The sequence below is a fragment of the Clostridium tunisiense TJ genome (assembly GCF_000300195.1).
Lineage (GTDB): Bacteria > Bacillota > Clostridia > Clostridiales > Clostridiaceae > Clostridium_J > Clostridium_J tunisiense.
Window position 1 is genome coordinate 333,260 of record NZ_AMQH01000002.1, and the last position, 21,152, is coordinate 354,411.

The 21,152-nt window shown below is 32.1% G+C and carries 16 protein-coding genes and 1 pseudogene; 2 read left to right on the top strand and 15 right to left on the bottom strand.

Going from position 1 to position 21,152, the window contains the following annotated elements:
- Positions 1–177: 177 nt before the first annotated feature.
- From spoIIR to yabG, 9 genes and pseudogenes are all read right to left on the bottom strand, one after another.
- A pseudogene (spoIIR, locus tag C661_RS21045) lies at positions 178–852 on the bottom strand (stage II sporulation protein R); the annotation flags it as partial.
- A 316-nt stretch (positions 853–1,168) separates the two neighbouring features.
- Positions 1,169–2,341 (bottom strand): Ger(x)C family spore germination protein, encoded by a 1,173-nt coding sequence (locus C661_RS0101630; protein WP_017413546.1) that lies wholly within the window; start codon positions 2,339–2,341, stop codon positions 1,169–1,171.
- Positions 2,331–3,440, bottom strand: a complete 1,110-nt coding sequence (locus C661_RS0101635) for a GerAB/ArcD/ProY family transporter (protein WP_017413547.1) — start codon at positions 3,438–3,440, stop codon at positions 2,331–2,333. The genes C661_RS0101630 and C661_RS0101635 overlap by 11 nt, the downstream gene beginning before the upstream one ends.
- 219 nt (positions 3,441–3,659) lie before the next feature.
- The gene (locus tag C661_RS0101640; protein ID WP_017413548.1) at positions 3,660–5,120 is read right to left on the bottom strand and encodes a spore germination protein; all 1,461 of its coding nucleotides are present in this window, start codon (positions 5,118–5,120) and stop codon (positions 3,660–3,662) included.
- Positions 5,121–5,277: 157 nt separating this feature from the next.
- Positions 5,278–5,487 (bottom strand): CLC_0170 family protein, encoded by a 210-nt coding sequence (locus tag C661_RS0101645; RefSeq protein WP_017413549.1) that lies wholly within the window; start codon positions 5,485–5,487, stop codon positions 5,278–5,280.
- Positions 5,488–5,703: 216 nt separating this feature from the next.
- Positions 5,704–6,546: a 4-(cytidine 5'-diphospho)-2-C-methyl-D-erythritol kinase gene (gene ispE / locus C661_RS0101650; RefSeq protein WP_017413550.1), complete on the bottom strand. Its 843-nt coding sequence runs from the start codon at positions 6,544–6,546 to the stop codon at positions 5,704–5,706.
- Between the two features lie 542 nt (positions 6,547–7,088).
- Positions 7,089–8,651, bottom strand: coding sequence for a DUF3794 and LysM peptidoglycan-binding domain-containing protein (locus C661_RS0101655; protein WP_017413551.1), 1,563 nt, complete (start codon positions 8,649–8,651; stop codon positions 7,089–7,091).
- 455 nt (positions 8,652–9,106) lie between these two features.
- A complete protein-coding gene (locus C661_RS0101660; RefSeq protein WP_017413552.1) occupies positions 9,107–9,343 on the bottom strand; it encodes a Veg family protein in 237 nt (78 codons plus the stop codon).
- 707 nt (positions 9,344–10,050) lie between these two features.
- On the bottom strand, positions 10,051–10,971 hold the full coding sequence (yabG, locus tag C661_RS0101665; RefSeq protein ID WP_017413553.1) for a sporulation peptidase YabG: 921 nt from the start codon (positions 10,969–10,971) through the stop codon (positions 10,051–10,053).
- 207 nt (positions 10,972–11,178) lie between these two features.
- On the opposite strand from yabG, the gene adhE reads away from it, so the two are divergent.
- Positions 11,179–13,848, top strand: coding sequence for a bifunctional acetaldehyde-CoA/alcohol dehydrogenase (gene adhE, locus C661_RS0101670; RefSeq protein ID WP_017413554.1), 2,670 nt, complete (start codon positions 11,179–11,181; stop codon positions 13,846–13,848).
- Positions 13,849–14,052: 204 nt separating this feature from the next.
- On the opposite strand, the gene C661_RS0101675 is transcribed toward adhE, so the two are convergent.
- Entirely contained in the window at positions 14,053–15,018 is a 966-nt protein-coding gene (locus C661_RS0101675) for a polysaccharide deacetylase family protein (RefSeq protein ID WP_017413555.1), read from the bottom strand.
- A 502-nt stretch (positions 15,019–15,520) separates the two neighbouring features.
- On the bottom strand, positions 15,521–16,525 hold the full coding sequence (locus C661_RS0101680) for a CotS family spore coat protein (RefSeq protein ID WP_017413556.1): 1,005 nt from the start codon (positions 16,523–16,525) through the stop codon (positions 15,521–15,523).
- Between the two features lie 132 nt (positions 16,526–16,657).
- On the opposite strand from C661_RS0101680, the gene C661_RS0101685 reads away from it, so the two are divergent.
- Complete coding sequence (locus tag C661_RS0101685) at positions 16,658–17,788, top strand: glycosyltransferase family 4 protein (RefSeq protein ID WP_017413557.1); 1,131 nt, start codon at positions 16,658–16,660, stop codon at positions 17,786–17,788.
- A gap of 152 nt (positions 17,789–17,940) precedes the next feature.
- Here C661_RS0101685 and C661_RS0101690 read toward each other — a convergent pair whose 3' ends face one another.
- From C661_RS0101690 to C661_RS0101705, 4 genes are read right to left on the bottom strand one after another with little or no spacing between them, the layout of a single operon-like run.
- Entirely contained in the window at positions 17,941–18,972 is a 1,032-nt protein-coding gene (locus C661_RS0101690; RefSeq protein ID WP_017413558.1) for a CotS family spore coat protein, read from the bottom strand.
- Positions 18,966–19,748, bottom strand: coding sequence for a protein kinase family protein (locus C661_RS0101695; RefSeq protein ID WP_017413559.1), 783 nt, complete (start codon positions 19,746–19,748; stop codon positions 18,966–18,968). The genes C661_RS0101690 and C661_RS0101695 overlap by 7 nt, the downstream gene beginning before the upstream one ends.
- Before the next feature lie 10 nt (positions 19,749–19,758).
- The gene (locus C661_RS0101700) at positions 19,759–19,989 is read right to left on the bottom strand and encodes a hypothetical protein (protein WP_017413560.1); all 231 of its coding nucleotides are present in this window, start codon (positions 19,987–19,989) and stop codon (positions 19,759–19,761) included.
- Positions 19,990–20,014: 25 nt separating this feature from the next.
- Positions 20,015–21,019, bottom strand: coding sequence for a CotS family spore coat protein (locus tag C661_RS0101705; protein ID WP_017413561.1), 1,005 nt, complete (start codon positions 21,017–21,019; stop codon positions 20,015–20,017).
- Positions 21,020–21,152: the final 133 nt, after the last annotated feature.

A 21,152-nucleotide genomic window follows, 5' to 3' on the forward strand; every position in this document is an offset into this window, starting at 1 on the left:
TACCATTTTTTCCTTTTCTAAACCTAATATATCCTTAGAATTTGATTTTTCTGTATTATTTTTTGCTGTATTACTACTATTTTTTGCTGCAGTAGTATTTGATTTTTTGCTAGTAGACTTATTGCTTTCTTTTGAAGCCGCCTTAGCTTTGCTATTTTCCTTTGAAGTTTTGCTATTCTCTACAGTTTTATTATCTTTGTTTTTTTTATTTTCTTCACTTGCCTTATTGTTAACCATGTTGTACTCTTCATCACTTAATACTTCTTTCATTTCTTTTTCTGTTTCCTCATAAGCTACTGCTCCCTTTGTCACATCTACAAAACATATTGGTGGAAACATAACACACCACCAGTTCTTCCCTTCTCCACTTCCTATAAGTATTCTATAAGCTTCATATTCTCCTTGAGGAAGAGTAATGTTTCCATAGGTCTTAACTGGAAAATACTCTCTTGAAAGAGTTGAATCCACTTCATAACTATAACCATTTTCTTCAATAACAGCTTTTGCAATTTTTAATATGTTTCCATTTTCTTTTTTTAGAATTTCCCTTGAGTTGTCAATATCCTTACTTTCTTTTAATAATGGTTGTATATATTTTAAAACCTCATCTCTAACTTTTAACTTTAGAGCTTGATCCTTTTCTTCATCACTATTTGCAATTACATGAAATCTAATTAATTTTTCTGAGATTTCCTCTACTGTTAAATTTGCTTCTTCTTTAACTTTTAAAGTTTGCGCACTTGCCGTTCCTATTGTTTTAACACTAGAACCTACCGTTCTAGAACTATAAAAACCTGTTAAGAATGTTAGTATAACTAACACCATTACTCCCATTGATAATAATTTTTTCATAATCTTTCTCCCCCTTAATTCCTTGTTAACCTCTGTTATATTCTAATTATTACCAAGGGGACAAGTTCTATACACATAATATAAAATAATTTTTATATTTTTCCGTTGCCTATCCTTATAGTCTTTTAAGTTAATCCTTAGATATTTCTAAGTGGCAATTTAGTTTGCCTATGGCCTTTACCAACTATTATTATAAAAATTTGCTCACTTCAGCCTTACAAACAGATAGAGGCCTACTAGAAAGTTCTATTGAAGTTCCAGGAAATCTTCCTTAAAAGAATTTTAATAGTGACTTTCTAATTAACCTCTACATAATTTAATCAGTTAATCCTACTGTTCTTATATGATTATCTACAGTAACCTTTATCTCTGCATTTTGATAAACTTCTGGCCATCTATTTTGAAGCTTACTCCAAATTCTAGGATGATACTTTCTTAGGTTTTCTTTTACATTTAACAAATCTACCTGAAGCTTATTTCTAGTAATATCCGCAATAGCCACTAGTTCCTTTTCCATTGAGTCTGCAAAATACTGTTCAATTTCTCTTATGACATCTGTATTAAGCAAATTGGCATCTGTATAATAACCCTTAATTGTTCCCTCTGTAAAAATCTTATAATTCAGCACCAACTTATCATCCACTAGCTCCATGTCCACCTTAGTAGATACATCTCTAATATAATAATCTATAGGGTGACCTTCTTTATAAACTACTTTTTTACAAGAACCTATGTCACCTCTTAGCAGTTGCACATCTGTAATTTCCTTATCATTCAAATACCCTACAATTTGAAAATCCTTAATTAAAGTTATTCCTGATAATACTAACTTCTTATTCCCCTCTTCAAGTTTAAATAAAGGTAGCATATTCACATCGTTTTGAGTGGACATATCTATATATTTATTTAAAGTAACGGGATACACAGATCCATTTCTGCTATTGTTTCCCATTAGACCTGTAATATAGTTTTCTATATTTTCTTCCATTAGAGGTTTGAACTTTACATAATCCTCTGCCTTTCCTTCAACTATAGCCATAACTGTAGTTCTATTTAAACTTGGTTCTCTTTCTATGTAATCCATCACTTCTTTGGCAACCTCTGGATACCTAAATAACTCATCGCTTAAAAACAAAACTTTACTATGACTAAACTGAAGATTTCTGCTACTTTGTGCAATAGCTTTAAAGTAAGTATCCGTCATTGAGTATCCATCTACAGTGATAGCAAGCTCTTCCGCAGTACCCTTTTCCTGTTCCATATTTCTTATATCAGGAAATCCATAGGTTACATTAAGAATGTCCATAGATTTATCCGCAAAGGCATCTGTAGGTTTTAATTCCTTAAGAGCCTCTCTTTCTTTAATATCTTTCCCAATATCTACGGCTATAGTAGCTACAAAAGCCTTTCTATCTATCTCCACATTATCCCAACAACCAGTAAGCAACATACTAATAATTAGTGCTGGAAGAACCTTTTTAATTTTCATTTTTAACCCCGCTCCCCTTCCTATTCTTAATATAGCTTACTAAAAAAGTGATGCCTATAACTACAAACAGTGTTCCAATGAACCCCATTCTAATGAATCCCATCTTTAAATTTCTTACATCTACCACGCTCTCAGGCAATAAAGCCGCTACATAAATTACTGGCAAAAATATCACGGAAGCAATTTTAATATCTTCAATATTAAATACGTGTTTTACTATATAAGATGAAAAATAATAGGTATTGGCAAAGGCCGTAAAATAGAAAATAACCCAAATTGCCATAATTAAGCTATCCCATCTTTCTAAAAATCCAGTTCTTGATGTAATAGACTGAATCATAGTAATGGTTGGGAAAATTGTATTTCTAGTTTGATCCACAGATAAAGTGGCTGCCACTAATATAAAGGTAATTCCATAAAAGGCCCCAATAAAGTAACTACTTCGCCTTAAAATCTTGCCTATTCTCTCCTTTTTCTTAACATAAGGTATTAAAATAAATGCCATAGAAAAGCCATTTAGCAAAAACAATAGTTCAAAGCTTCCCTTTAAGTAGTTAGGAGGTGTTGTTGAAAATACTGGTAATAAATTGGTAAAATCTGCAATGGGCAGTGTTAAAAGAAAAGCCAGTATAGCTGGAATAAATATCATCCAGAAAGCTAATTCATTAAAGTTTACTACATTGGCTAAGCCACCTCTACTCAAGAACATACCTAGAAAAATCATAGTTATGAGAACAACTTCAGTAGGTGTATTAACTAGTAGGAACATAGTTATTACCTCAGAAAATACTCTTAACGATATACCCAAAGCAAGTATCATCATAACTGAATAGACTATAGATATAATTCTCCCTAAAACTCCTCCATATATATTTTTTAGTATTATTACAATATCGTCATAGGTGTTTACTCTCATGATGTAATACATCATATACATAATTATAAATATAGCCGCCGCTGTGATTATGGCCACTACCCAACCATCAGCACCAACATACTTTGCTACTAAGGAAGGGCTATAAAACACCCCTATACCAATCATGGATACTACTAAACTTGCAAACAAACCAAAGTCTTGTATAAAATTTTTATCTTTCACTTTTTATTCCTCCAATTAGGCATTTGAAAATAAATAATAAGTCAAAGATGTAAAGGATATTTTGCGTTCACAAGCAAGCTTGTGTTCACAAGCAAGCTTGTGCTGACGAGGAAACAGGTTCCTTTGATAGCTTAGCTATCTAAGGGTTCTGTTGACGCAGTATAACACAAAATAGACAAGCATACTGACTTATTTATTTTTTGAAGATGCCTCAGACAGTTATTTTTGTCTCACCTTATCATTAGGTTCTAAAAATTCCGGTCTTTCCTTAAAGTCCTTTAGAGGCATTCTCACATATAAATCCTTCAAGTCCTTCATAATAGTATTTACTGCTGGTGCAAGATACGGTATACCAAAGCTCTCTATTCTTGTTAAATGAATTAACAAGAAGATAAGACCTAGCATAATACCATAAAGACCCAAAAATGAAGAAAGAAGAATAAGCATTACTCTAAAATAAGAAAAAGCAGTAGTCACAGTGTAGTTTGGAATTAAAAATGTAGTTATAGCTGTGAGCCCAAGAACTATAACCATAATAGGACTTACAAGTCCTGCACTAACTGCTGATTGACCAATAATAAGACCTCCCACAATACCTATAGTTGAACCTACAGGTTTTGGTAGTTTTATAATTGCTTCTATTAAGAAGGCTAAAGCTGCTTCCATAAGCAAAGCTTCAACATAGGCTGCAAAAGGTACCCCTTCTCTTGAGGCTGCTATAGCATAAGCAAGCTTTGTAGGAATAAGTCCTGTATGAAAAGAGGTCATAGCTACATAAGCTGCTGGTAAAATTAAAGATAGTACTATGGCAAACAATCTTATTATCCTCACCACAGAACCACTTAACCATCTATTGTAATAATCATCTGGTGATTGGAAGAAATTCGCAAGTACTGCTGGAACAATTAAGGCAAAGGGAGAGTTATCAACAAAAATTGCAATTCTTCCTTCATACAAAGCTGCCGCTACCACATCAGGTCTTTCAGTACTTTGAATTTGTGGAAATGGAGTCATTTTATCATCTTCGATAAATTGCTCTATATATCCACTATCTAAAATTGCATCAATATTTACATCCTTTAATCTAGTTTTCAATTCATCAAGAATTTCCTTATTTACTATGTCATCGATATACATTATTGCCATATCGGTTTTAGAACGTACCCCCGCTTGACTTGGCTCAACCTTTAATCGAGTATCTCTAATTCTTCTTCTTACAAGGGCTGTATTAAATCTTATGGTTTCTGTGAACCCCTCTCTAGAACCTCTTATTACCGTTTCTCCCGAAGGCTCTCCAATACCCCTATTAGGCCAAGATCTGTTAGCAATAGTAAGAGCTGCCCCTAAATCATCGATAAAAACTAAGGATTCCCCTGCTAGCACTGCATTTATTCCATCTGCTAACTTTGTAACTTTTTTCATATCAGAAATTGCAATAATCTTATCCATCAACTGGTCTGGAGTTATGTTTTCTCCCCCATTATCCATTAATGGTTCCAATAAAAAATCGTTAAGTAGAGTTTTATCAGCCATTCCATCAATATAAACTAATCCACCTTTAAGATTACCTATATTAAATTCCCTAAATACAACATCTGCTGCATTTTTAAACAGTTCTCTGACATACATCATGTTTTGTTCTGTTTTTTGAGAAATGTTTTCACGAATTTGTTCTTGCAACTATCTCACTTCCCTTTCTTCACCAAAGTGTAAGGAACCAAAGCTAACACTCAACTTATACATAAGGCCCTATTGATTCCCTTAAAACTTTCTAGAGGTTATAACCTAAAATTCACCTTCAGCCTCTATAATCTATGTAAATTCATAAATATTATCTTTAGATAAACATAAATCTAACAATGTAGAGCGCTATTGCAAGAGCTGCTACACCAATACCAAAATACCTTGCCTGTTTATAGGCAGTTTGCTTATTTTCAGTTTTGAACTTTTTAGCATCAAAATAGGCTACTAATATGCCTGTAGCAACAGAGAGTATAAGCAGATACAAATCAAAACGTTCAATAATAGTTCTAATCATAAGCCTCATCACATCTTCCTTTATTAAAAATTTCCTATTTAGTTTTAACTAATATGATTTTTATATACATAAAAATAAAAACCCCTACTAGTCGCTCTAGTAGAGGTGAAATTTTATACAACACAATTTAATCAAAAACTTCCTCTGAGAAAAATTCCTCAGAGGAAGTTAAACAATTAAGGAACTCCTTTTGTCTAATGACCTTAGGAGAACACTTCACTAATTTTAAACTGTAGTTGTAACAAACACTTCTTTATATTTTTCCTTTAACTTTTCATAACAGCTTTCTGCTGTAGCTCTATGTTCAAAGAAACCAAATACCGTTGGTCCACTTCCAGTCATCATGGCTCCTAAAGAACCTTCTTCTAGCATAAAGTCCTTAATCTCCTGTATTTCCTTATGATTTTTAATAGTAACCTGTTCCAGCAAGTTCATCATATTTTTAGCCACATAACTAACATCCTCTTTTTCCATAGCCTTAATTAACTCTTCAGTATTTGGATGATCCTTAACTTCCTTTATATCAAAAGACTTATATACGCCTACAGTGGACACCCCAAAATTAGGTTTTACCACTAGCAATACTTTTCCCCAGAAAGAGCTAAGAGGTGTAATTACTTCCCCAATTCCTTCACAAAGAGCCGTGCCGCCAATAATGCAGTAAGGCACATCCGCACCAATTTTCACTCCTAATTTCATTAACTCTTCATCACTAACCTGAGGGTTATATAAATCTCTCATGGCTCTTAAAGCTGCTGCTGCATCGGTGCTTCCCCCTGCCATACCAGCTTCCATTGGAATGTTTTTATCAATGTGAACCTTCACTCCACCTTGAACCCCATATGTATTTTTAAATAGTTCTATAGCCTTATATACTAAATTTCTGTTATCCGTGGGTATGCCTTCTTTATTGCAAGCAATATGTATCCCTTCACCACAAGGTTCAAAGGTAAGCTCATCATAAATATCTACAGTTTGCATAATCATTCTAAGCAGATGATATCCATCTTTTCTTTTTCCAACCACGTCTAAAGATATATTTATTTTACCGTATGCTTTTAATTTCATTGTATTCACCAACCTATACGTTTTCTTCCACATAGATAAACTACATCTTAATTTTAAATAAAGTTAATCTCTTACTTCTTTAGAGTAATAAACTCTTTGAATTTGGAAGTGGTTTATCTATATTATTTAAACTTAGTATAGTATATAGTTTGCAACATATGCAAACTAATTTATACTTGTAAACAATAAAGAAAGCATAATCCTCTGCTGTACCTATATCTAAACGAAATGCAGACTGTTAGTGATATGGGGTTCTATGATAGAAATTTAACTCTGGTTCCTATAGCATTAGACAAATATTAAATACAGTAAGTCACCCTATACTTATTCATTTATTTAATTAAAATGGAAGCTTATAAAATAAACAGAAAAAATTAATAGAGGGCCTGCCCTAAAGGCTAAACCCCCTTAATATAAATAAAGTAAAAACATTATGTCTTATTAATTACTATCTATAAATAGTAATATTTCTCAGCACTTTTAAAGGTAGTTAAAGTTTTGTTTTAGGTAAGGAACTGAGTTATAACATAATTGGAAAATCCTTATACTACAGCTCTTCCTGGAATAATTAACTTTTGAGTTGGCTTAATATCTGCATTTTCAGCCATATCATTTATAGCCATTATCTCTTCCTTAGTAGTAAAGTATTTCTTAGCTATTTGCCATAAAGTATCTCCTGGCTGAACTACATAAATGATGATACTTGCTTTTTTCTTAGGAACTTCATTTTCTGAAGCCTGTAAGTCCACTAGGAACTTTTTCTTAGCATTATAGCAAACCTTGCATTGAGCTCTAACAATAGCTCTAATAGAAATATTTCCAACCTCAACACTAGCTTCTAACATTTCTAAGTAAACCTTTGATATTGCATCCATATTATCCATAGCACCACTTATTTCTATTTGAGAAGTAAATGGTATTTCATCAGAGATAGACGCCACATAGGCTGCTTCATCCTCTGTAGAATACAACACATCAACTTTTAAAACTCCTTCAATAGTTACCTTATCATCACAAATCTTCTTATCAATAATTGTCACTATTCCATTAGCCATTATAACCTTATTTGGTTTAGGCATATCCTCTCCAACTTCAATATCACCCTTAACAAGACTTTCGTGTTGTCCTTGTCCTTGGATAACATTTATATGATATTCCTCTGCATTCATATCCAAGATATTAGTTGGTGAGTAAGCATCTTCAATCATTTCTACTTCTTCTTTATACATAACATGAGTGCAGGTCTTTACTAAGAATTCTATATCAATTATTCTATTTTCACCCATATCATCTTCCCTTACATCATGTTCAAAGGAAGCTACCATAAAATCTGTATAATGCTCCATATTTGGTTTTAAGAAATCCACATTAAGTTCCTTGTTTAGTGGAACATTTGCACAAACTGAAACTAAATCCTTGCAGCCTTTAACCTTATATAATATAGTCACATTAGCTACTGCCTCTACACGTATTCCACCATCAAATAATCTAATATCCTTCTTACCTATGTTAACATTATAATTAACCACTTTACCTACTTCAGGTTTATCCATGTCTACTTTTATTTCAGCCTTCCCAATTATTTCTCCATTAATTGGATCCATAACCTTGTCTATGGTCATTGGATTTTTCAAAAACTGAAGGTCATTACCATTTTCTACATCCTTAACTATTTCAAAGGAGTTCATCTTATAAGAATCACACTTAATGCTCATGATTCCTTGAATAGCTATTTTTCTTTCATTTATAATTATGCATTTTACATCTTCCATGCATAAATCTATTTCACAAAGCATGTCATTAGTAGCACCATTAACATCAAGACTGCTTGCGAATTTAGAATTATAAGTAACAGGATGAGCTTCAATAACCTCATCTTCTTTAGCCATGTAAAGAACTGTATATTGAATTTGTCCCTCTACATTGACCTTTCCATTTGAAACCTCTTTATTTGTTACCATAGGCTTAGCATCTAGTGTTAACACTTCATTCACATCTGGAAGTGTATCTGGTATTACGTATTCTTCTTTTACCACCATGTCTGTTGAATTTTGACCTAATAATTGCTCGTACTCTATATTGTCCTTGATTAAATCCAAGCGCATAACAATATCCCTCCTAAAATACCTACTAATAATTTATATAGACAACCATAAAAAAATATAACTAATGTCGAAAAAAAATATAGTACAAATTTCGCTATAAATTGTTGACATATGTCGAAAATTATTTTACAATTAAGATGGTTATTGACCATATAACCTCTCATAAATTCTCAATACCCTTTTATACCATAGCTGAAAGATGGATTTTCCATCTTTCTTTTTTTTATGGAAATATTTTTACCCCTTATAAGCTCCAGCCCTATATACATTAGCTTTGTACATTTAATTATATTAAGGCTGCTTCTAAAATAGAACTGATGATAAAAAAATATAAAAAAAGAAAAGGTGAAGTATTTTAGTACTTCACCTTTTTATGAATAAAACTGTATAGATTGCTTAATATTAAATACTAAACAAATATAAATCCTAGATGTCATCATTAAAATTATGTTTTACTAAACTGCAAACACTAACTGAACAGTCTTTGTTAGCACATCGCTATAACTGTATGTAACAGTCCTTTGAGTTGCATTTTCTAGTCTAATTACAAATATACTGTCATAAGTTTTCTCTAAAACGCCGTCATTAACTATAATCTTTCTTCTGCCGCCGTTAGCCTTTAATGTTACCTTTTCGCCAACATGACTCTCAATGTCGTTTTTAATTGAAGTCAATACATTTTTTCTCTCCATGGTAGCACCTTCTTTCTCTTTATATTATAAGGGTAAAACTCATTTATGTCAAGTAAACCTACAATTGTACAATATGAACATTATATTTGTCAATGTTAAAATTCTGTTAAATTTCTTGAATTATTGCATAACTTGGGTTTTTTGTCGAATATGTAAATATTAAATGTTAAAAGTTTCAACTGAATTAGATACCTAGAAGGAAACCAACTCTTGTAAGATTTCATCTTTATAAAGATATTTTCATATGTTAAACAAAACAACTTACTACTTAAAAAGTATTCTTTATTTTTTCACTTTTTCATTTCAAAATCCGAGATTAGTATGTGCTTAAATACATTTATATATTCTACTTCCATATAAATTTATAAATTTTTAACAACTTATTTAAGAAAATTTTATCTGTACAGTTTTTTTATAAAGAACTTATAGAATTGCTAAAATTAAATTGGCTTTTATACATGAGAAGTTCCTATAGAAAAAACTACTCTATAGGAACTCTTTATAGTCATAATCTTCTTGGGGTTATCCTTGAGACTTCTTTAAAATTCTCTAAAGTTAATTGCTCTATAAAATATTAATAAAAGTAAATATATTCATACTTAAAAGTATAAATATACATTATATCTAGACCCTCTTTAATTTTATATCTCACCAACAAACCAATAGAGCTAATAGAACTGATAATTTACTATTAAATTTAAAGGTTATTATCTTATATACTGAGATTTAGGATAACCTTCTCTGTACTTACCCCTTGTTTGAAGGCCTCCAACACCCTTTATTCCTGTAATGGTATTTTGTATAGCATCTTGTAAATCCACAATTTCATTAATATTGGTATAAGCAATTTTTTCACAAATCATTACAGGGTCCAGACAATGAATAAGAACTCTGCTAGGGGAACTAGCAAAATTAGCACCTGCATCCAAAAGCGCCTCATAATTTGATTGGCAAGCGCCTGCAAAAATAACTAGTTCATCATAGTCAGACTTATAGGCTCTTAAAATAGATACACATTCCACGAAATATCTAGAATTCCTGTAATTACTTAAATCCATATAATCGGGAGCATCCTTTGTCATTCCATCATGCCCAGTAATAACTACTATATCAGGATTTACTTCCTTAACTAGGTCTAGAATTTCTAAAGGTTGATCCTTTTCTGCTATAACTTTTCCTACAGCTTCAATAGAAAGTTGCTTGTAGGTTTTTAGACACACTTCCAAGTATCCTGGATCTCCATCTATGTGAAGGACTTTTCCTGGTCTTCCAAAAAACATTTCTTTGTTTGGCATGGGTATAGGGTTATTAGTTTTACTCTTTCGCCCCTTTACATAATAAGTATCCTCTAGAACCTTAGCAGGCTCCCCTCTATATTGATTCCCAGATCTACTTAAGAGGATTTTCTTAATAGAAGCATTTACCTTCTTGTTAAACACCCTATCCATTTCCCCTAATTCATCTTCACTTACTAGCTCTAAATCTTCTTCTAGGCAATCTGCTTCAATTCTAATATTTAATCCTTGAAGGATAAACTTTTCTACCCCATACTCTTCTCTTATATCAATGACTTTAAAAACAATGTCCCCATCATAAGATCTTCTTACTACTCTATCTCCAATTTTCATAACATCATCTCCATTAAAGACTTGTATTACATACTATGTACTTTAATTAATAATGGTGAGATTAATTAGTATTTTTTTATTTGTAGTTATATATTTAAACAATTTATTAACATTGATATATTTTTAACAAAACCTATTGCATTTTTTATCCAAGATTATATAATGTAATTAGTTAAATAAATAACAAACTTCAAGGGGGTATATCCTATGTCAAAACCAACTAATACTATTCCAAATTCCAAAAGCAATGATTCAAACATAGATTCTACAAGTGTATCATCTTCTGTTCAGAAATTAAAAGAAGACCTAACAGTTAATGCTGAGAACACTGTAGAGACGAACATTGATAAACTTGTATCAAACGCAAGGCAAGCTTATATAGATTTCTTGGCTTATGATCAAGATGAAATAGATTTAATAGTTAAAAAAATGACAATCTCAGCTTTAGCTAAGCATAGAGAACTTGCTAAAATGGCAGTAGAAGAAACAGGCATGGGAGTCTATGAGGATAAAATTACTAAGAATATTTTTGCTTCTGAGTATGTTTACAACAGTATAAAAAAACTAAAGACTGTGGGAATTATAAGTGAGAATGATGAAGAAGATTATATGGAAGTAGCAGAGCCAATCGGAGTAGTTGCAGGAGTCACACCAACTACAAATCCAACTTCTACTACAATTTTTAAATCACTAATTGCTATTAAAACAAAAAATCCAATAATCTTTAGTTTCCATCCAAGAGCTCAAAAATGCAGTGTAGAGACCGCAAGAATTGTTAGAGATGCAGCAATAAAAGCAGGGGCTCCAGAAAATTGTATTCAATGGATTGAAACCCCATCTATAGAAGCATCTCAAAAACTAATGTTCCATCCTGGAGTAGATATAATTTTAGCTACTGGTGGCCCTGGAATGGTTAAATCAGCTTATTCTACCGGAAAACCAGCACTAGGTGTTGGAGCTGGAAACGTGCCTTGCTACATTGAAAAAACTGCCAACTTAAAAAGAGCCGTAAACGATCTTGTACTTTCAAAGTCCTTTGATAATGGAACAATTTGTGCCTCTGAACAAGCAGTTATTATAGATAGAGAAGTGTCTGAACAGGTTATAGGCCTTCTTAAAGAACGTAGATGTCACTTTTTAAATAAAGAAGAAATGAAAAAACTTCAAAGGGTTGCTATAGATGAAAAAAGACAATCTATGAATGCAGATATAGTTGGTCAAAGTGCTGAGAAAATAGCTAAAATGGCCGGCATAGAAGTTCCAGATGGAACAAAAATTTTGATTTGTGAGCTTGAAGGTATTGGAGAAAAGTATCCTTTATCAAGAGAAAAGTTAAGTCCTATTCTTTCAATGTTTATCGCTGATACTACAGAGGAAGGAATTCATCGTGCTGAAGAAATGATTGACTTCGGCGGCCTTGGACACTCTGCTGTACTACACTCCACTGACAATAAGGTTATAGAAGAGTTCTCAAGAAGAGTTAAGGTTGGAAGAATAATTATTAACTCCCCTTCTTCTCAAGGAGCTATAGGAGATATTTATAATGCAAATTTACCATCTTTAACTTTAGGTTGTGGAACTATGGGCCGAAACTCAACTACTCAAAACGTAAGCGCACAGAACTTAATTAATATTAAAAGAGTAGCAAAAAGGAGAGTAAACATGCAATGGTTTAGAGTACCAGAGAGAATCTACTTTGAACCTGGCTCATTACAATACCTAGAAAAATTGCCAGGGAAAAAAGCTTTTATAGTTACAGATAAGTTTATGGATAAACTTGGTTATGTATCAAGAGTTATGAACCACTTAAAGAAAGCTAATTTTGATGTAAATATATTTTTAGATGTGGAGCCAGATCCATCTACAGAAACTGTAATGAGAGGAACTGCTCAAATGAGAAGCTTTGAGCCAGATGTAATCATTGCCCTTGGTGGTGGTTCAGCTATGGATGCTGCTAAAGGAATGTGGCTTTTCTATGAAAATCCTGAAGTTGAATTTGATGGCTTAAAATTAAGGTTTATGGATATACGAAAAAGAGCTTTTAAGTTCCCAAAACTAGGTAAAAAAGCTAAAATGGTAGCAATTCCAACTACTTCTGGAACAGGTTCTGAGGTTACTGCTTTTGCAGTTATCACAGATAAAGCTAATAGTATAAAATATCCTTTAGCTGATTATGAGCTAACTCCTGATATTGCAATTATAGACCCAGAATTAGTTATGACAGTACCACCTTCTGTTACTGCAGATACTGGAATGGATGTATTAACTCATGCTATAGAAGCTTATGTTTCAGTAATGGCTTCTGACTATACTGATGCCCTTGCATTAAAAGCTATTGAGTTAGTATTTAAATATTTGCCAACAGCTTATAGAGAGGGGAATAACGCCCTTGCAAGAGAAAAAATGCACAATGCTTCTTGTATAGCTGGTATGGCTTTCACTAATGCCTTCCTTGGAGTTAACCACAGCATAGCTCATAAGCTAGGTTCTGAGTTCCATATTCCTCACGGAAGAGCAAATGCTATAATGCTACCTCACGTAATAAGATATAACGGAAGCAATCCAAGTAAATTGGTATCCTTCCCTAAATATGAGTACTATAAAGCACCTGAAAAGTTCCAAGAAATTGCTAAACACTTAGACTTAGGCCATAGCACTCCTGAAGAGGCTATTGATAACTTAGTGGAAGCTATTAAAGCTTTAATGAAGGAACTTAATGTACCAACTTCACTGAGCCAATGTGGAGTTTCTAAGGCTCATCTAGACTCTGTACTAATGGAACTAGCTGATGAAGCTTTTGAAGATCAGTGTACTACTGCAAACCCAAGGCTTCCACTAGTAAGTGAAATTGCAGAATTAATAACTAATGCTTACTAATATTCATTAAGTCATGCTAACCGCCGCTGATATAATTAGCGGTGGTTAATATAAACAACTCTAGTTAGTAGCAATAATTCCTACTAACAATTAGCACTAGCTCTTATTAATATCACTATTGCATTACTATAATTACCCCTTATAGTAATTACTAGGTAAAACTAAAATCCCAGGCTATGAACAGCACACTCATAGCCTGGGATTTTACTTACAATCACTTAAAATATGTTCAAGTTGTTCTACTGTAGTAGAAGCATTAATTCTAACTCTTTTTAGCTTATAGATCCCTTGAGAAATATTACTGTACCCTGGTTTTGTTGTAAACCCAACCTTATATCCTAAAGTTTCTGCAGCCTTCATTGTATCTTCATTAAACTTCCCTACTGGATAGCATATTGCTATAGTATCTTTATTTAAAAGCTTGTCTATTTTTAATTTAGACTCTTTTAATTCCTCTACCTGCTTCTCATAACTTAATCCATTTAACTCTAAGTGGCTCACTGTATGACTTTCTATATCTATATCGTTTCCAGCAAGCTCTTTAATTTCCTGAGAGTTTATATAGGAATTAGAGGTATCGATAGTGCCTGTAATAACAAAAATAGTTCCCTTAACTTTATACTTTTTCATCACTGGAAACCCATTAGTATAATTATCCTTATACCCATCATCAAAGGTCAATAAAATAGACTTTTCAGGCACAGCTTCTCCCCTAGTTATAGCATTATAAAACTCTTCCATGGATAGAGTGTAAAATCCATTATCATGAAGCCATTTAATATGTTCCTCAAACCTTTCCTTTGGTACCCTTAGTTCATTTCCTGCCTCATAGTTTATAGAGTGATACATTAGCACAGGAATAAAATTTTCTTCTTTGTTATTGAAATTTTTCACCTTTACATTATGGTTTTTTTCCCTAAACTTTCTACCTTTCTTCTTTGCTACAATCTCCATAGTATGTAAATCGTCTAACTCTGCACCATAATCCCTACGTTCTTTTATTTGTTCTGCTTCCTTAAGACTGCTGAGCAAAATCCTTTTGTTAGTTTCTTTAGTAACCACAGGAATTTCTCTAACCCTTTCATTATTACTAGTAAGAAAAAAAGTCCACCAGATACCCATAGTTGCAATAATCAGGCTGACTATCACTGGTAAAATTACCTTTTTCATTTTCCCCCTCCATACTTTCTTAAGCTTTTCCATGGTAAACATGATTCTCATGTCCCTAGGAGAGTTTCGCTTAAGTCATCCCCCAATTTTATCTATATTATAACAAAATATACCATAACTTTCATCATATATTGTATTTTTACAGGTAAAAACTTCTTAACAAACCTTATTAAATAATGACCAAATTTATTTTGTTTAACAACCTTGTAAGCAGATTTTGACTAAAAAAAAGCTATTTTGTTACACCAAAGCAATTTCCTTAGTCCCAGCACCTGCAAGGTTGATTTACAGCCCCTTATAGAAGATAGCAGACTTGAAGCTTCCAAAATGTTGTTAAAGTAAGTTTTATTATAATAAAGCTACGCAAAAAATTTTCGCGTAGCTTTATTATCCTAACCACCTCGTGGAAGGATAAGTCTTCAATAAGATTTTAATTATATAGAAGTTTTCCTTCCAAAGTAGTGGAAGAAAATCAACTTGCTTATTATAAAAAACAAAAAAATTATTCCACCTTATATGTGTTCTTGAAATCCTCAATAAACTTTTCAAATTTATCTTTTTCAGAAATTAACTCCTCCATCTTCTTGTTGAAGGTACCTTGTACCCAGTTAACCTCATTATAATAGTATCTATTGCAAAGTCTCCAATAACGTTGAGGAAAAACTAAAAATCCATAAATAACCTTATATTCATCTTCCCTTAAAGAGGAAACACTATTATAGCCATCAAGAATAATTTCAGCGAACTTAATATCCCAATTTTGACGCTTTAATACCTTAATCATAAAATTGGCTATGTCGTAGGCTCTCACTTCTCTTTTACAATAATCAAAATCTATTACATTTACATTATTTTCATTATCTATGATTATGTTATGGTAAGTAAAATCATGATGGCAAAAACTCTTCTCCTCTTCAGTAATTCTGCATATTTCAAAGTAATTTGAACTATTAAGGATTTGTAGTGCTCTTTTGCTTTGTTCTTTGTAATAATCTACTGATTTTAAATAGCTAATATCAAAATCTGCTTTATGATTTTTCTTCTTTCTTACCATTTCTTTCATCTTATCAAAGGATTTGATTCTCTTTTCCATAAGATGTGGCCATCTTCCTAAGTCAGATTTTAACTTACTATTCTCTGGAGGCTCATACCCCTTTGAAGCAATGTGAAGCTTTGCAAGACATTGTGCTGCGATTTTCAAATCTTCTTCATTATAAAAATCACATTCTCTTCCCTCAATCCATTGAGATAAGGTGTAAATATCCTCATTGACCACTGCATATGGATTTCCTTCTGTATTCAAATAATATCTATCTATATTTGGAAACCCATTTTTATAAAGATGCTCTTTTGCACCATAGACAAATAATAACTTTTGAGTTCCATAGCTTATTTTCTTTAAGCACTTAACGCCATCGTTTGTCTTTAAATGATATACGCCTTTATTAGGCTTGATGCTCTCAATTTTTATATCGAACTGGCGTTCAATCTCAAATTCTCTCATCATAGTAACACCCCCTCTATAATTTATATGTGTATTTAACTTTTTTTAGAATAAGAGTTAACATATTTTAATGTGTTGTAATAATATACATTAATATAATGGTTATTTTATTTATTAAGTTTAAGGAGTAGTGATATGAAAATTGGTATAGATTCACGAGCTGCTAAATGGTATAGAGGCACAGGTATAGGAACATATACTTATCAGCTTATTAGTTCACTAAATAAAATAGATAAGCAAAATGATTATTTACTTTTCACCCCTGAAGGCTATAGCAGTGATATTAAATTTAATAGAAACTTCAATATTAAGTCCATTGCAGATACCATGGCCTCAAATTTTTGGGATGATGTAAATATCCCTAATGAACTATATGATAAAAATATAAATTTATACCATGTACCTCAAAATGGTGTTGGTCTTCCAATAGAAAAAAATCACCCCTTTGTTATTACTCTCCATGATACAATTCCTATTCACATGCCTGAAACAGTGGGAGACAGGTACTTAAACATCTTCCAAAAGAATATGGCAGGTATAGTTAGTCGTTGTGATGGAATCATTACAGTATCAGAGTTTTCCAAGGAGGATATCTCACGGGATTTTAATTATCCAAAGGAAAAAATTTTCGTAACTCACCTAGCCAGTGAAGATATCTACAGACCCATAGATAGAGCTCTTTGCAAAGAAGTGCTGAAAAAACATTATGGGCTAGACTCCAACTACATACTATATGTGGGAGGTTTTAGTCCTCGAAAAAACATTGTAGGGCTTATTGAGGCTTTTAGCAGAATTATAAATGTAATTCCAAAAGATACAAACTTAGTTATTGCAGGAAATAAGGGCAAATCCTATTCCATATATAAAGCTTGTGCTGAAAGATTAAAAATAGAAGATAGAGTTATTTTCCCAGGTTTTATCTCCATGGAACATATGCCACACTTGTATAATAACGCTTCCCTATTTGTGTATCCTTCCTTCTATGAAGGCTTTGGACTTCCCCCTATAGAAGCTATGGCTTGCGGTATTCCTGTAATCACCTCTAATGTAACTTCTATACCTGAAATAGTTGGTGATGCTGCTTTGCTATTTAACCCAAAGGAGACAGAAGTTCTTAGCGAAAAAATTTGTGAAGCCCTAATGAATGAACACCTAAGAATTAGTTTAATTGTAAAGGGTTTTGAAAAAGCAAGAGCCTTAAGTTGGGACAAAACTGCTATTGAAACTCTTAAAGCCTATGAAGCTATAATTAAAGCAACTTCTTAAAATTTATAGGACGAAACAAACCCTTAGTAATTTTAAAATTACTAAGGGTTTTCCTTTTATTATAAATGATTTTACATCTTATTATTTTCTATTCTCATGTGAATTAGCTTTTATGAATATTTGGGAAATATACTGTTCCCCTTCTCTTTAGGTTATAAGTTGTAATGATCTTTAAAACTCTCTAACATATCCTCTTTTTCCTTGAGATTCTCAACCTTATTTCTTAGTTTATAGCTAAAGCTGTCTTCACCCCAAAGTTTTCTCTTTAAATAGTAATCTTTTATTAAATTACAAAAGCCCTCTGGAATCCATAGCATTCCATATAAAACCTTAAGTTCTCTAGAGTCAATAGGAGAAGTCCCCTTATAATTCTCTATAATTTCTATTACTTTCTCTAAATCATAGGCAAACCCCTTAGTTACCTTATTGATAATATTACAAAGATCATTAACTCTTAAATCAATCACTGCATAATCAAAGTCTATAAAATATGCCTCTTCATTATCGATTAATATATTATGATAAGCTAAATCTTGGTGACAAATAGCAATGTTATCCTCTTCCCTGCAAAGACTATCATATTCTGATTTTTTAAGAATACTTACCCCTCTTGCCATGTGGCTTATGAATTTATCTAAACTATTTAAAAAAAGCTCATCAAACTCACTTTTATTTTCATAGGAGGAAACTAGCTTTTTAAAATAATTAAGTTCTCCTAAATTCTTTTCATATTCTTCTATAGCTTTTTCAAGATTAGAGTACTTACTCCAATTGTCTCCTTTAAACCCTTTAGAGCTTAAATGCATTTTAGCCAAAGTCTTTACAGCTATAGCCACCTCTAAGGGATTATTGTATTCGCATTCTCTTCCATTAATTAAATCCATAACCACATAGGTACTATCTCTCCATTGAGTATATATGTCACCATTTTTATTCTTTTCAAAGTTAATGCCTTGGTTAAAGCCATTATCCTTCATATATTTCATTGCAGTGTTTATAAATTCTAGTCTTTCTATGGCATAATCTAATTTCTTTAATATTTTATTACCCTTATTGGTTACTAGAATATATATCTTTCTAACAGGAATTACATCATTAACAGTAAAATTATAATTATTTAGTAGCTTCACGTCTAAATGATATCTACTTAGAAATTCTCTATCCTTGAATTTTGATTCTAACATTTCTTCACCTCATTTATGAAAGAAATACCATCTTCCCTTATAGCCTCAATAAATCTTTTCACATATTCCCCTTCTGTCCAGGATTTTTTATTTCTTCTATACTTTTCATAAATTTTCATAAACTCATGGGGATAAGATAAAAGGGATAAAATAAAATTCTTGCTATCTTCACCTAAGCCTTGCAGACTGCAAAATTTCTCTACACACCTACTGTAATCTATAACAAAGCCCCTTTTCTTTAATTTATAAAGCAAATAATAGGCATCCATTTCAACTAAGTTGTAAGCTACATCTTCAAAGTTTACAATTTCTAAGGTTTGATTTTTAACTAAGTTATCAAAATCTACATCCGTAAGGCAAACTTCAATGTTTTTCATACTTCTTGAAATTAAGTCCATATAATTATTTTCCCCTATTGAGTCAAGACACTGGACTGCTCTATTTAGCTGAACTTTACCTTCTTCTTGTAGAAACTTTTCCACCTCTCCCTTAGCCCCCTGCTCCTTAATTTTATCTAAGTGTTTCCTCAATCTTTTAACTTGAACCTTATACTCCTCCACTAATTTACAGGTATCATTATTAATTCTTCTTTTTAAATATCCATTAAATCCACAAGACATATTATGAAACTCAGTAATAAGTTGTAACTGTGAAAGTACTCTCTCTTCTAACAATCTTCTACTTAGGGCCTCATTATTTTTCAGTATAAAATCAACTTTCTTTACCCCTTGCTCCTTAGCATAGTCTTGAAAGCTGTCATAAAAAAATCTTCTCATACCACCACCTCTACTTATGTTTACTTTTTTCTCTTTTTTTCATTTTCTTTAAAATTAAAGATTGCTCTTCTTCCAATTCCTTAAGTTTTTTTTGTCTTCTTTTAATCTTTTTAAGAAGTTTAATTTGCTCCTTCATCCCTTCTAACTTATTGTCATAGTCTTCTACAGATAAAGAACCCTCCTCATGGCTTCTTTCTACTTTTTCTTCATAAAATTCATTTTCTCTTTCTCTTTTTGACATAATACACACCCCTCCTTAACCTATTTTATAATTTGATTTCTCTAAAACTTTCTATAAACTCCTGTCTTTCTTCTCTATCCTCATTATAAAATCTAAGCTTTTTCATGAAAAAGTCTTCTCCCCAAGGTTTTTCCTCCCAGTAATACTGAATTCCCCTTTGCCAGTAATCCTGTGGAAACTCCATAAAGGCTGCCATAATGGGAATATCCTCATTACTGATGCTATAAATACTTCCATAAGCTTCAAGAATTTCTCTTGCACTGTGAATACTCCATTTATTATATTTCATTCTCCTAATGAGAAGGCTGCTCAAATCGTGAAGATGAGAGTCTAATATACAATAATCAAAATCAATTATGTTTACCTTTCCATCTCCACCTATCATTACGTTATGATGAGCATAGTCATGGTGGCAAAACCCATTCCTCACCATTTCTTTTTTCATCTTCTCAACATAATTACTTTGGGACAAATGAAGTATGCTTCTATCACATCTTTTAAGTTCCTCTTCCATAAGACCTAGATAAAACAAATCAAATTGAGACTTAACATCCTTTTTATCTATTCTATTTTTAAAATCTAAAATTTCATCCTTACGGGTTTTATAAGTTTCTATCCATTTAAGCCATCCCACCCTAGGCTTCATATTAGATTGAACCCTAAATCCTTCACTCTTATTGTGTAGGTCTGCAAGCTTCTTAGCAGCAACAATTACATCAAGGGGATTATCATAATTGCTCTCCCTAGCATTTACCCAAGGAGTTAGATAAGCAAAATTCTCCTCTACCTCTATATAATCCAAACCCTGAGCTGTTTTAATAATTTCTGGAATATACTCAAAACCATTATTTTGAAGATGCTTAATTGCACCAACTATAAATAAAAAATGCTGAAATTCATATTTAATGATTTTTAAGCAGTAGATATTATCTTCTGTCTCAATCCTATAAACATTTTTTATTTTCTCTGCACGGCTAGGAGTAAACCCATATTGTTTCTCTATAAGGTCTTTAATTTTTTCTACCTCCAAGTAAAGCCCTCCAAATAGTGTTCTATATGTAATATATGAAACCTTAATATAATGTGTGTTTAAATTTGAACTATTTGTAACACATATTTCCCCTTTGACTAATATATAATATATACTTTTTTAAGGAGTGATT

Excerpts from the sequence above, each read along its gene's own strand:
- C661_RS0101630 (WP_017413546.1), bottom strand. The coding sequence starts at position 2,341 with ATGAAAATTAAAAAGGTTCTTCCAGCACTAATTATTAGTATGTTGCTT.
- C661_RS0101645 (WP_017413549.1), bottom strand. The coding sequence starts at position 5,487 with ATGAGGCTTATGATTAGAACTATTATTGAACGTTTTGATTTGTATCTG.
- ispE (WP_017413550.1), bottom strand. The coding sequence starts at position 6,546 with ATGAAATTAAAAGCATACGGTAAAATAAATATATCTTTAGACGTGGTT.
- C661_RS0101655 (WP_017413551.1), bottom strand. The coding sequence starts at position 8,651 with ATGCGCTTGGATTTAATCAAGGACAATATAGAGTACGAGCAATTATTA.
- C661_RS0101660 (WP_017413552.1), bottom strand. The coding sequence starts at position 9,343 with ATGGAGAGAAAAAATGTATTGACTTCAATTAAAAACGACATTGAGAGT.
- yabG (WP_017413553.1), bottom strand. The coding sequence starts at position 10,971 with ATGAAAATTGGAGATAGAGTAGTAAGAAGATCTTATGATGGGGACATT.
- adhE (WP_017413554.1), top strand. The coding sequence starts at position 11,179 with ATGTCAAAACCAACTAATACTATTCCAAATTCCAAAAGCAATGATTCA.
- C661_RS0101675 (WP_017413555.1), bottom strand. The coding sequence starts at position 15,018 with ATGAAAAAGGTAATTTTACCAGTGATAGTCAGCCTGATTATTGCAACT.
- C661_RS0101680 (WP_017413556.1), bottom strand. The coding sequence starts at position 16,525 with ATGATGAGAGAATTTGAGATTGAACGCCAGTTCGATATAAAAATTGAG.
- C661_RS0101685 (WP_017413557.1), top strand. The coding sequence starts at position 16,658 with ATGAAAATTGGTATAGATTCACGAGCTGCTAAATGGTATAGAGGCACA.
- C661_RS0101690 (WP_017413558.1), bottom strand. The coding sequence starts at position 18,972 with ATGTTAGAATCAAAATTCAAGGATAGAGAATTTCTAAGTAGATATCAT.
- C661_RS0101695 (WP_017413559.1), bottom strand. The coding sequence starts at position 19,748 with ATGAGAAGATTTTTTTATGACAGCTTTCAAGACTATGCTAAGGAGCAA.
- C661_RS0101700 (WP_017413560.1), bottom strand. The coding sequence starts at position 19,989 with ATGTCAAAAAGAGAAAGAGAAAATGAATTTTATGAAGAAAAAGTAGAA.